General features: G+C 72.4%; 12 protein-coding genes and 1 pseudogene. 6 read left to right on the top strand and 7 right to left on the bottom strand.

Features of this window, described 5'->3' with window-relative positions; genetic code table 11:
- From IPT68_RS29045 to vioD, 4 genes are read right to left on the bottom strand one after another with little or no spacing between them, the layout of a single operon-like run.
- Entirely contained in the window at positions 1-747 is a 747-nt protein-coding gene (locus IPT68_RS29045) for a GNAT family N-acetyltransferase (protein ID WP_228039986.1), read from the bottom strand.
- A 7-nt stretch (positions 748-754) separates the two neighbouring features.
- Positions 755-1,783 (bottom strand): arginine beta-hydroxylase, Fe(II)/alpha-ketoglutarate-dependent, encoded by a 1,029-nt coding sequence (gene vioC / locus IPT68_RS29040; protein WP_189701417.1) that lies wholly within the window; start codon positions 1,781-1,783, stop codon positions 755-757.
- 6 nt (positions 1,784-1,789) lie between these two features.
- On the bottom strand, positions 1,790-3,790 hold the full coding sequence (locus IPT68_RS29035) for a non-ribosomal peptide synthetase (protein WP_189701416.1): 2,001 nt from the start codon (positions 3,788-3,790) through the stop codon (positions 1,790-1,792).
- Entirely contained in the window at positions 3,790-4,941 is a 1,152-nt protein-coding gene (gene vioD / locus IPT68_RS29030) for a capreomycidine synthase (RefSeq protein WP_228039984.1), read from the bottom strand. The genes IPT68_RS29035 and vioD overlap by 1 nt, the downstream gene beginning before the upstream one ends.
- A 355-nt stretch (positions 4,942-5,296) precedes the next feature.
- Here vioD and IPT68_RS29025 point away from each other — a divergent pair, with 355 nt between their 5' ends.
- Genes IPT68_RS29025 through IPT68_RS29015 form a run of 3 tightly spaced genes read left to right on the top strand, consistent with a single transcriptional unit; the run spans position 5,297 to position 8,095 of the window.
- Positions 5,297-6,658, top strand: coding sequence for an MFS transporter (locus tag IPT68_RS29025; RefSeq protein WP_189701415.1), 1,362 nt, complete (start codon positions 5,297-5,299; stop codon positions 6,656-6,658).
- Entirely contained in the window at positions 6,655-7,644 is a 990-nt protein-coding gene (locus IPT68_RS29020) for a macrolide 2'-phosphotransferase (RefSeq protein WP_189701414.1), read from the top strand. The genes IPT68_RS29025 and IPT68_RS29020 overlap by 4 nt, the downstream gene beginning before the upstream one ends.
- 46 nt (positions 7,645-7,690) lie before the next feature.
- Positions 7,691-8,095: an acyl carrier protein gene (locus IPT68_RS29015; protein WP_194074022.1), complete on the top strand. Its 405-nt coding sequence runs from the start codon at positions 7,691-7,693 to the stop codon at positions 8,093-8,095.
- Between the two features lie 15 nt (positions 8,096-8,110).
- Here IPT68_RS29015 and IPT68_RS29010 read toward each other — a convergent pair whose 3' ends face one another.
- On the bottom strand, positions 8,111-8,908 hold the full coding sequence (locus IPT68_RS29010; protein ID WP_228039982.1) for an alpha/beta fold hydrolase: 798 nt from the start codon (positions 8,906-8,908) through the stop codon (positions 8,111-8,113).
- A gap of 429 nt (positions 8,909-9,337) precedes the next feature.
- On the opposite strand from IPT68_RS29010, the gene IPT68_RS29005 reads away from it, so the two are divergent.
- Together IPT68_RS29005 and IPT68_RS29000 are read left to right on the top strand one after the other, a co-directional pair.
- A complete protein-coding gene (locus IPT68_RS29005) occupies positions 9,338-9,538 on the top strand; it encodes a LuxR C-terminal-related transcriptional regulator (protein ID WP_229818489.1) in 201 nt (66 codons plus the stop codon).
- A 56-nt stretch (positions 9,539-9,594) separates the two neighbouring features.
- The gene (locus tag IPT68_RS29000; RefSeq protein ID WP_189701409.1) at positions 9,595-9,768 is read left to right on the top strand and encodes a hypothetical protein; all 174 of its coding nucleotides are present in this window, start codon (positions 9,595-9,597) and stop codon (positions 9,766-9,768) included.
- Between the two features lie 270 nt (positions 9,769-10,038).
- Here IPT68_RS29000 and IPT68_RS28995 read toward each other — a convergent pair.
- Positions 10,039-10,494 (bottom strand): annotated as a pseudogene (locus IPT68_RS28995) (transposase); the annotation flags it as partial.
- Positions 10,454-11,161, bottom strand: a complete 708-nt coding sequence (locus tag IPT68_RS28990; RefSeq protein WP_229818492.1) for a transposase family protein — start codon at positions 11,159-11,161, stop codon at positions 10,454-10,456. The gene IPT68_RS28990 and the pseudogene IPT68_RS28995, both read right to left, overlap by 41 nt.
- 444 nt (positions 11,162-11,605) lie before the next feature.
- Here IPT68_RS28990 and IPT68_RS28985 point away from each other — a divergent pair, with 444 nt between their 5' ends.
- On the top strand, positions 11,606-11,746 hold the full coding sequence (locus IPT68_RS28985) for a hypothetical protein (protein ID WP_189701408.1): 141 nt from the start codon (positions 11,606-11,608) through the stop codon (positions 11,744-11,746).
- Positions 11,747-11,763: the final 17 nt, after the last annotated feature.

Genomic DNA, 11,763 nt, shown 5'->3' with positions numbered 1-11,763 from the left:
TCAGGTGGCCGGGTGGAACACCCAGAAGTTGGGCTCCGCGTAGACGCCCTCGCCGTCCGCGGAGACCTCCAGCGGGGCGAGGGCGCCCGGTACGAGGTGGCGGGCGGGGCCGGGCAGCGGGTGTCCGGCGATCTCCTCCCAGCGGGCGGCGGGCTGGCTGATCACCAGCGAGCGGTCGCAGGGGGCGAGCAGTTCGGCGCCCAGCGCGGCGTGGGTGGCCAGCCAGGGATCGAACGGTGTGCCGTCCGCCCGCCGCCAGCGGGCGTAGTCGGCCATCGGGACGAGTGGGTACCGGGCCTTGCGGGTGGGGCGGACCGGGATGACGACGCCGCGCAGGCCCGCGGCCCGTGCCTCGTCCCTGGCCCGGGTCAGCAGCTGCTCGGCGAGGCCGCTGCCGCGCAGCCGGGCGGAGACGCTCACCGAGAGCATGCACAGGGCGTCCGGGCGGGCGGCGGGTCCGTCGAACGCGGAGACCAGCACGTCGTCGGAGCCCCCCGGGAGCCCGTCGACCGTGCCGTCCCAGGGGACCGGCAGGCCGTTGGCGGCGGCCACCAGCCGGCCTTCCTCGTCCAGGACGCAGAGCTGGTGGACGGGGTAGGTGTCGTAGAGCCGGTGCCAGCGCCAGTTGCCGGGCGACTCCCAGCTCATGAACGCGGGCATGTTGCCGGTGATCAGCCGGTCGACGGCCGGCTCCAGCTCCGGTGCCCGCTCCAGGCTGGTGACCGTGAGGGCCGGCAGGTCTGCCACGGCCGCCTCAGCCGATCAGGCGGCTGCCGGCGCTCGCCCGCATGGTGCGGGAGCGGCGCAGGTCATGGGTGACGTTGATGCGCTTGAGCCAGCGGTCGGTGCCGTCGTAGCGAGCGGTGAAGGGCACCCGGCCGTGGACCACGCGGTGGTTGTTGACGACCAGGCAGTCGCCCTGCTCCAGAGCGACCTCGCACAGCCCGGAGTCGACGACCGCGATCAGGTTGTCGAGGGCGCGGCGGGCCTCCGGGTCGTCCTCGGAAACCTCCATGAAGTACGGGTCCAACCGCAGGTACGGCTCCTGGCGCGGGCCGAACAGGGCGGCCACCGGGCGGCGTTCGTGGATCAGCCGCTCGATCGTGGCGAACCGCTCGGCGTCGCCGCCGGAGCAGGCGGAGTTGTTCTTGGGCAGGTGCGACTCGTCGGGGGCGATGTGGAAGCGTTCCTCGAACAGCACCTCCACGTCGTCGTCGGACAGCGCTCCGCCGGCGTACGAGCCCACGGTGGTGGCGACCTTGTCGGGGTTGCGCAGGGAGGCCAGCACCAGGTAGTCGCCGCGGTACGGGTGGAAGGCGTCCTCGGTGTGCCAGGTCAGCAGCTCCTTGCTGCCAAGGCCGAGCTGGTCGTTCTCGTGGCTGCGGACGGGGAAGATGTCGTGCACCAGCCGGCCGTCCTGCTGGGTGGTCCAGCCGAACGGCTCGCCGAGCAGCGCCGCGTACAGCAGGACGAGTACCTCTTCGGGGAACTCCCGGTTGGGGCGGGGGCGGCCCCGCCAGTGCTCCGGGGTGGGGCCGATGCGGTCCTGGTCGAAGAGGTGCCCACTGACCACGCAATAGCCGGTGGGCTCGTCGATGGCGAAGGTGCGCAGGAAGCGCTGGGTGCGCACGGGGAGGTCCGCGGCGATCCGGGGCAGGTCGAGCAGGAGGGCCGGGTCGTCGTCGCCGATGTAAAGCTCCGCGGCGCGGATCGTGAGGTCGGCCGTCCGTCGCGCTTCGTCCGGGGTCAGCAGCAGGACGTGCTCCTCGGAAGGTGTGCCCATAACAGTTCAGTCCTTACGTACGGCCGGTGGAAACAGTGCCGGCACCGCACGGGGGCGGGTCCGTGCCGAGGAGAGCCACTCGGCGAGCCGGCGGGGTGTCGGATGGTCGAAGACGGTCGTGGCCCGCAGTCCGACGGTCCCGGGGAAGTCGGCGCGGAGTTCGGTGACCAGGCGCATGGCGAGAATCGACTGGCCGCCGCTGGCGAAGAAGTCGGCGTCGGGCTCCAGCCCGGGGTCGGCCAGCAGCACCCGGAAGTGCCGCAGCACGGTGTCGAGCGTCTCCTGCCCGCCCGGGTCCGTGCCGGGGACGCCGACGCCACCGTCCGCCAGGCCGGTCGTGAGGTCCGGGTCCGTGGTCGCGGCTGCCCCGGCCGTGGTGGTCCCCTGCGCGGCGGTCGTCGCCTGCGCGGTCATGAGGGTCGCGGCGAGCGCGCGGCGGTCCACCTTGCCGTGGTCGTTCTTCGGCAGGGATCCGGTCCAGAACAACTGCTGGGGCGCGGCCCAGCCGGGCAGTTCGGCGGTGACCCTGGCGAGCAGCCGGGCGCGCTGCCCGGCGGTGACCGGCAGCACGCCGTCCGCGGGTGCGGCCGGGTCCGCCGGGACCAGACAGGCCAGCAGGGAACCGCGGCTCCGGGCGTCCAGCAGGACGACGGCCTGGGCGACCGCGGGGTCGGCGGTCAGGAGCCGTTCCACCGAGGCCGGTTCGAGCCGGTGACCACGGATCTTGATCTGGTCGTCCGCCCGGCCGTGGAACTCCACAGCGCCATCGGGCAGGATCCGCCCGAGGTCGCCGGTGGCGTACAGCCGCCCGCCGCCCGGCTCCGGGCCTGTGACGAACCGCCGCGCGGTCTGCTCCGGATCGCCGAGGTAGCCGGGGGCCAGTGAGGGCCCGCCGATATGGATCTCCCCGACGGTGCCGGGCGGTACCGGCCGCCGGGCGGAGTCGCGCACGCTGACCTCGGCGTTGGCAAGGGGGGTGCCGATCGGTACCTCGGAGGCGTCGTCCGGCAGCGGCCCCTCGTACATGGTGGAGGTGACCGTGCACTCGGTCAGCCCGTATACGTGCACGAGCCCGGCGCGCCCGGCACGCTCCCAGCGCCGCCAGTCGTCGGGGTCCATGCGCTCGCCGCCGACCAGCACCCGGCGCAGCGGGGCGGGGGTGGTCTCGCCCCGGACGTCGAGCCAGTGCGCGTACTCGCGCCAGTACTGGGTGGACAGCTCCACGGTGGTCACGCCGAGGGCGCCGAGCATGCCGTGCAGTTCCTCCGGGTCCGGTACGCCGGTGCCGGGACGGCAGACGACGGTCCCGCCGCGGGCGAGGACGGGGAACACCTCCTCCACGACCACGTCGAAGCCGAGGGAGGCCAGTTGGAGCCACCGGTCCTCGGGGCCGAGGCCCAGCCGGGCGGCGGCCGCCAGCGCGAAGCCGTGCAGCGCCTCCCGCCCGATACCGACGGCCTTCGGCTCACCGGTGGACCCGGAGGTGAACATGGCGTACGCGGGCCGGTCGGACGCCGCCCCGCCGACCCGGGCCGCGCAGGACAGGCCGGCGGTCGGGGCGCCGCCGTCGTCGGGGGTCGGCGCCGACTCGTGTGCCGTGCCGTCCAGTTGAGGGCCCAGATCGGTCCAGGGCGGGGTGGCGGTCCCGTGGGGCGCGCAGTCGCGGCCGGCGAGGAGCACCGCGTCGACGCGGGCGCAGCGGGCGGCACGGGCGGCGTCGGGAAGGCCCTCCTCCAGGACGGCGAAGGCGGCGCCCGCGGCCAGCGTCCCCAGCATGGCCACGACGGCGTCCATCGGGGCCAGCCCGTGGAGCATCACGTACCGGCCGGGACCGGCCCCGGCGGCGGTCAGCCGGCCGGCCACGGCCCGCGCGGCCGCATCGACCTGACGGTACGTCATGGTGCGGCGCCCGTCGGTGAGGGCGGGACGGCCGCCGTGCGCGGCCCTCACCTCGTGCCAGAGCCGGGACAGGGCATCGGCCCCGCCCGCCGTGCCGGAGGCCGCCATCACCGGCCGCCCCGGGCGTGCAGGAACGCGGAGAGCGTGTCCAGGCCGTCGGTGAACTCGCCTTGATCACCGCCGAATCCCAGCCGTACGGCGCCCTCGCGACCGAAGGCGGTGCCCGGGACGAGCAAGGTGCCGTACTCCTCCAGGAGTTCGACGCAGAACCGCTCGGAGTCGGTGACGCCGGGCAGCTCCAGCAGACAGCAGACCCCTCCGCCCGGCGGCGTCCAGGCGACCAGACCCTGGTGGTCGGCGACCCACTTCTCCAGCACGGTCAGATTGGCGCGGGCCTCGGCCCGGCGGGGGGCGATCAGAGCGTCCGCGGAGCGCATCGCTGCGGTGGCCACCGCCTCCACCAGCGGCGAGAGGAAGAGGGTGGTGCGGTCGCGCACGGTGAAACTGCGTTCGATCAGTTCCTCGGGCGCCGCGCACCACCCGACGCGCAGGCCGGGCAGGCCGAACGCCTTGGAGAAGGTGCCGTAGCTGACGGTCAGCGGATGGCGGGTACCGGGGTCGGGCAGCGACGGCCCGTCCCAGCTCATCTCGGCCGTCGCCGCATCCCAGACCAGGACGGCGCCGATCTGCTCGACCCGGTCGAGCAGCCTGCGGTACGCGGTGTTGGTGAGGGTGACACCCGTCGGGTTGTGCGGGAAGTTGACGATCACCGCCCGGGTGTCCGCGGGGATCGTCCGCTCCAGGGCCCGCGGGTCGGTGTCGGCGGTGGTGAACGCGTCCAGCGGCACGGGGTGCAGGACGCAGCCGGCCGCCCGCGGGTAGTGGGCGAGCGAGTGGTAGAGCATGTCCGGCAGTACCACCCGGTCGCCGGGCCCGAGCAGCGTCTCCAGAGTCAGGGCGATCGCCTCGCTGGAGCCGTGGGTGACCATGACGCGGTCGGCTCCGCCGGGCAGGTAGCGGTCGGCGATGGCCCGGCGGAGCTCGGGCGAGCCCTGCGAGGTGCTGTCGTCGACGAGGATGCCGTCGAGGTCGGTCGCCTGAAGTCCGGTCAGCCGACGCAGTTCGGCGTAGGTGTAGGGGTGTACTCCGCTGGAGCTGATGTCCCGCTCGGCCCGGCCGAGCCTGCGCCGGTACCACTCCTCCAGTGCCGGAGGCTCCGCAGGGCGCGATGCGTTGAATTCAATTCGAGTCCGTGACACGAAGAAAACCTCACGGGATAAGGGCTCGTGGAAATCGGTGAACGGCGAGTCCGGGCAGCTGCAATGCGCCTCGGATCGGCGGGGAGTAAATCGGTGGCGACTTCCCCAATTACATCAACAAGTACGTGGCAGTCACAAGTAACGCGAGTACGTGACAGGGCCGCCCCCCGCCCCCGGCCCCCGACACTCACCGGCCAAGGCACCTGTTCCAGCACGTGGTTGGGGTGCTATCGGCCGTCCGGCGGGCTTCCCGGACCGGTGGAGGCCACCCGGTCCGTCCGGGGTCGGCCGCTTTCGCGCTCCTCGCACCGACGCACTAGTGACCTGTCGAGTTTCCCATGGCACTATTACCGCCATGCGCCCAAAAATTCCGGCCGACAGCATTCTGCGGCTGGGCGATTTCCGTCAGATCTTTCTCGCGGACAGCATCAGTCAATTCGGCACGCAGATCCTGACGCTGGCCCTGCCGCTGGTGGCGGTGGTCAGTCTGGACGCCTCCCCGCTGGAGGTGGGGGCCCTGTCGGCCGCCGAGTCGCTGCCCTACCTGCTGGCGAGCGTCCCGGCCGGCGTGTGGGCGGACCGGGTGCGCAAGCGCCCGCTGCTGCTGGCCACGGACGTCGCCCGTGCCGCACTGCTGCTGTGGATCCCGATCGCCTGGTGGACCGGCCTGCTCACGGCCGCCCAACTGATCGCCGTGGCCTTCGTATTCGGCCTGCTCACCGTCTTCTTCGAGGTGGGGTACGCGAGTTACGTACCCTCGCTGGTGCCGCGGGAGCGGCTGATCGACGCGAACACCCGGCTCCAGGTGGTCCAGTCGGTGGCGCAGGCGGCCGGACCGGGGCTCGGCGGCGCCCTGGTGCAGGCGCTGGCCGCGCCGGTGGCCGTCCTGGTGTCGGTCGGCGGCTATCTGTGGTCGGCGGTCTGCGTGCTGCTGGTACGGGGGCGGGAGCCGCTGCCCGGTCGCGCCGACGGGGAGCCCGTCTCGTGGCGGAAGGACGCCGCCGAGGGACTGCGCGCGGTCCTGGGCGACGTCCTGTTGCGGCGCACCTCCCTCAGCACCGCCTGCTTCAACCTCTTCTGGGCCGTGGGCACTCCGATGATCCCGGTCCTGCTCGCCCGTGACCTGGACCTGAGCGCGGGCGTCATCGGTCTGCTGCTGACCTTCGAGGGCATCGGCGGCCTGCTCGGCGGGGTGCTGGCGGCCAGGGCGGCGCGCCGGCTGGGACACGGACCGGCGATCTGGAAGGCCACACTGGTGGCGGGCGCGGGCTTCACGATGGTGCCGCTGGTGGACACCGGGTGGCGGCTCTCCCTGGTCAGCGTGGGCCTGTTCGTCTCCTCGGCGGGCATGGTCGTCTACAACGTCATCGTCGTCACCTTCCGCCAGTCCATCACCCCGGACCGGCTGCTCGGCCGGGTCAGCGCCTTCAACCGGCTGCTGGTGTGGAGCACCCTGCCCCTGGGCGCGGTCCTCGGCGGACTCCTCGGCCAACTCCTGGGCGCCCGGACCACCTTGTGGATCGCGGGCCTCGCGACGACCCTGTCGTTCCTGTGGATCTACTGCTCGCCGCTGCGCACCCTGCGCGACATCCCCGAGGACTACGTCCTGGGCGGCTCGCTGACCGGCACCGCGCGGCGGGACGCGGACGGCTCCGGCGAGAGCGCGTCCGTCCCGGGAGCCGGTGGCGCGGGCGATGACCGGACGGCCTCCGCGTGACGGCCGCCGACCCGCGCGAGGTGCTCGCCGCCGCCCTGGAGTCGGCCGCCTCCCGGGGACTGTCCCTGCGCCCGGGGACGGCGGTCCTCAACGACGCGGGCTGGGACTTCCGGGTGGTCGAGGTCGAGGACACCGAGGGCGCGGACTGGATCCTGCGGCTGCCCCGCCGCAGCCGCAGCACCGACCGGATCGCCGTGGAGGCGGCCGTCCTCACGGCGGTCAGGCCCGCGCTGCCGGTGGCGGTGCCGCGCTGGGAGCACGCCGACCGCGCGTTCATCGCGTACCGCCGGCTCGGGGGTGCCCCCGCCGGGTTCGAGGACCCGGCCGCCCTGCGCTACGAGTGGCACCCCGCGGCGGGCGGCGGGCGGCCCGGCGCCGGGTACGTGACCTCGCTCGCGGCGACCCTCGCCGCCCTGCACCGGGTGCCCGTGAAGGAGGCCGTGGACGCGGGCGTCCCGCCGCGCGAACCGGGGCTGGCGCGCGAGGACCTGGCCCGGACGCTCACGGAGGCCCGGACCGCGGTGCCGCTTCCCGAGCGCTGGTACGCGCACTGGCGGTCCTGGCTGGACGACGACCGGCACTGGGCACACCGGGCCCGGCTCACACACGGCGACATGCATCCGGGGCACACCCTCGTCGGCCCCGGCTCGGACGCGGTGACCGGGGTCCTGGACTGGACGAACGCCGCCTTCGACGATCCGGCGGCGGACTTCGTCGACCCGTACCTGGCGGGCGGCCGCCCGCTGCTCGACCGACTGCTGTCGGCGTACCGGCGAAGCGGCGGCACCGTCCAGTCGGGCCTGCGCGAACGGGTACTGCTGCGGGCGTCGTTCCGCTGGGCCCACGTGGGCCTGCTGGGCGTGCGGACCGGCCGTCCGGCGTTCACCGCCGTGGCCCGGGAACGGCTCGCCGCGCCGCCCCCGGAGTCCGGCACCCCGCCGGACCCGGCGATCCACCCCGCCCCGGACACCCCCGCCCTGCCCTGACCGCCCTGTACCCCGGTTCCACCCGACCGAGAAGGAGAACGAAGCGATGACCCCGACGGACGACATGCACGCCCAGGCCCTGAAGCTGGCCCGCACCTACCTTGGCCAGGAGGACCTGGACGGCGGCTGGTTCGAACTGGGCGGATCCTCACTGGACGCGGCCCGCCTGGTCAGCTCCCTGGAGCACGACCACGGCTGGGAGATCGCCCTCCAGGACCTGCTGACCGCCCCGTCGGTCGCCGGCCTACTCACCGCCCCGGCCGCGGCCGTCGCCCCCGAGGCTCCCGACGCCCCGTCGCCGACGCCGGTCGCCGCGGCGACCGGCGCCACGTCCGCGGGCGGCGCGGACGTGCTGTGGCCGGCGCTGGCGCGACTGTCCGCGAGCGAGCGGCTGACCCTGGCTCACCGGCTGCTCGGGGACGTGCTGCGCGAGTCCGGCGAACCGCGCTGACCGGTACGGCCCCGGTCAGGGCGCGCCGGTGAGGAACTCCAGCAGCGCGCTGTTCACCTCCGCGGGCCGCTCCAGGTACCCGTAGTGCCCGCAGTCCGCGATTTCGGCGTAGCGCGCCGAGGGCAGGGCCGCGGCGACCTCGCGGCACAGCCACGGGGGCACGATCAAGTCATGCTCGAAGCCGAGCACGAGGACCGGGACGGTCACCCGGCCGAGCGCGGCGAGCCGGTCCGCCGGCTCGCCGTCGGCCGGGACCGGCACCGGGGCCGTCCCGGCGCGCTCGGCCGCCTCGAACAGGTCGAGCCAGTCGAGCAGTTCGTCCTCGCGCCGCCAGGTGGCGGGCGACAGGTTGAGTACGGCGCGCTGCCACGCCGCGTAGCGCGGCGGCAGCCGCACCCCGGCGGCAGCCAGTTCCCGTTCGGCGTCGGCCATCGCTCTGCCGGACAGGTCGCCGCGGCCGCGCGTGGCCATCAGCACCGCCCCGGTCACAAGCCCGGGCCGGGCGAGCATCAGCTCCTGCACCACCTCAGCCCCGGCGGAGACACCGACGGCACGGCATCGGGGGAGGTCCAACTCCGCAAGGACATAAAGCAGTTCGACGGCGGCCGTGCGCGGATCCGGCGCCGCCTGCGTATTCCGGAGCGGCCTCCGGTCGAAGGTGAGCACCCGGAAACCGGCCGCGCGCAGCGCGGGCACCTGGTGTAGGTCCCAGACCCGCCCGGATGCCCCGCCGCCCGCTACGAGCAGCACGGCGTCCCCCTCGCCCTCGTCCCGTACGTCGAACTCGGCGCCCGTCACCCGCACTGTGCGCACATGCCCTCCCCGCAGTCGGTCCCGGCGCGGACGGCCGGAGCACACCGGCCGCCGCACAGCCGCCATGCTAGGGCGGTGCAGGTCAGCGGTTGGGTGGTGAGGTCCGCATGAGTCACCGCTTCGCACGTTTGTCCTGGTTTGTTCATTCCTCCTTTTCTTGCACGGCAGCTTGATGACCCGGCTTCGCGCCCCGCTGGACCCCGATCCCGGGCCAGGATTTCCTCCCGGAGGGCCCGGCCCGGCGGGTACGGCTCTCCGGGCATCGCTCGGGATCCCCTCTCCCGACCCGCCCGCGTCGGACCGCGCACCACCAATGCGCGGTCCGGCGATTTCGGAGTCGGCTACCCGCCTCACGACCAGGAGGGCTGCAAGCGAATGGACCACGCTGCCACCGTCCCGGGCGCGCCACTGAGCCGACCGGAGCGACAGGTGCTGGATCGAATGGCGGACGGGCTGACGTACGACGCGATAGCCCAGCACATGGCACTCAGCCGTCACACCGTAGACACCTACATCCGCCGCATCCGGGCGAAGACCGGCGCGCGCAACCGCATGCAGTTGCTGCTGTGTGCCCTGCCCTTGATGGCAGGCTCGCTCACTGCGGAATCCGAGCTGGCCCGCCGCGACTGAACAGCGCACGAAGCACGACGAACAGGCAACGAAGCACGAGTACAGGAGACTTGGTGATGAAGCGTCTGATCCGCGCACGGCGTGTCCGGTTCTGTGCGGCGGTCACCGCCCTTGTGGCATTCGGGTTCCTGGGGGTCGCCCAGCACACGGAGCCCGCGCGGGCGTCGTTCGTGACGACGGCCGACTGTCTGCCGCAGTTCGGCTGCGACGACACGTCCTGGGGCGGCTGAGCCCCGCCGGGACGGCACACCGGCCCGCAGCGTCCGCGTGGGACGGATCCACAGCGAACATACCGAGCGGTCGCGAGCGATTGTGAGAAATCGCCGCTTGCTGATCTCGGGAACATGGTCTGAACAGGTAGTTTCTGTGGCGGCGTAGAACAGCGGTTTCTGCACTGGTGGGAGCTGGTGGCCGCCCTCGGCTGGTTGTGTCGTGAGGAGTTCAGCCGGGAGGCTTCGGAGAGGTAGCGGCGGTCGAAAAGCTGCCATTCGTCGTGGAGCGACGGAGATCCCGGTCGCGATGACCACGGCCTGGGAGATGATCCGGTGGTTGACCCGTGCCTTGCAGCAGGTGGCGTCCAGGAAGACGTAGGGGAAGGCGGTGTGGTCCAGCGGGCGTTCCTTAAATGCGGTCAGTTCGGCGTCGAGCTCGCCGCAGATCCGCGACACCTCCGATGTGGAGATCCCGCTGTCCGCGCCCAGGGCTTTGACCAGGTCATCGACCGATCGGGTCGAGGCCCCGTGCACGTACGCCTCCCTCACCACGGCGAACAGGGCCCGGCCGATGCGCCGGCGCCGCTCCATCAGCGACGGGAAGAACGACCCGGTCCGCAGCTTCGGGATCTTCAGGTCGAGATCTCCGTCCTGCGTGGTCAGCAGCCTCTCCCTGTGACCGTTGCGCCACCTGGTGCGCTTATCAGGGTGTTCCCCCGGGGCGGCACCAATGGCCTCGGTGGATGTGGGCGTAGGAGACGGTCTTCAGCCGCCGGATCTCCAGGCGGTGGTGGGCTCGGGTGCGGTTGTGGTGATCGAGCTTGTCCTCGCGCCAGGGCAGACGGCGGACACGGTCGAACAGGCCGGGGTGGTTGGCCTTGACCTGGACGATGTGGTGGGCACCGCGCTCACGCAGATAGGAGCCGTGAGCGTGCTGGGTGTGCAGGGCATCGGCGGTGATGACCGTGCCGTCCAGGGGCCGGAAGGCCGGGATCTCGTTTGCTCTCGTCAGCGATCTGACGCTGGGCCAGGACATGGCCGTTGTGGTCCATCGCGCCCAGCAGCGTGACGTACGTGGTGGTGGCGGTGCGCGAGCCGCGCAGGGCCTTGCCGTCGACGGCGATCGCCCGCAGCCCGGGTCGGCCGGGGCGGCGCGGGCAGTGAGGAACGCGCCGACGGCCCGGTCCAGGGCGTCACCGTCGAGCCGGACAAGAAGGCGGCGCAGGGTGTGGGGATGCGGGACGGACACGGCGTCGGTCAGCGGATCGACGGGGAACCCGAGAGCCCGGCAGGCCCACGCGGGAGCGTTGCAGATCCATTCCGTGATCGCGGTGAGCCGGCGCGCGCCGGCCAGGACACTCGCCGCGGCCGCAGTGACCAGGGCGGACAGCCGGTAGCGGCGGCCGCGCACGCCTCGCGGGTAGGGCAGCAGGCCCAGGAAGCCGGAAAGAGCGACCGTGTCCGTCAGCGGGACGGGCGCGGATGTCCGGCCCAGCTGGGCCAGCACGGTGGGCACGGGAGAAGATGCAGGACCATGCACGGACTCGCCAAGTGTTCATGGGACTTCGACACTCACATGATCACTGAGACCGTGCCTGCACTGCGTCCGCCCCCAAGTCGAACCAGGACGTCCCCTCCAACTCCGGATCAGCACGGCACTCCGGACGGATCCTGATCATGCGACAGACCCTGCCGTATAGGACACGCTCTACCGCAATTGTACGGGGCCTGGCACGGAAATCTAATAAGCTGGCCTTTTCGTTCAATCTGCTATCCAGGGTAATCGTCTAAGATTTTCCGCAAGCCGTTGTGCGGACGAATCGATAAGGAGATGACAGTGGGCTATAATGCGGACATGGGTTTCCCATGCTACAGCGCGACCGTCAACTACGATGTCGTACTCACGGACAGTGAGCGCGCTTCGCTCGCCTGCCTCCTCGGCACCGGGCTGCAGGAGGAAGAGGGCGAACTCTCGGGTCCCGCCAGCGCCAACTGACGGAAAGTAGCGAACTC

It is taken from the genome of Streptomyces chromofuscus, from assembly GCF_015160875.1.
GTDB lineage: Bacteria > Actinomycetota > Actinomycetes > Streptomycetales > Streptomycetaceae > Streptomyces > Streptomyces chromofuscus.
Note: the sequence above shows the minus strand (reverse complement) of the source record. Positions and strands in the feature narration are given on the sequence as shown.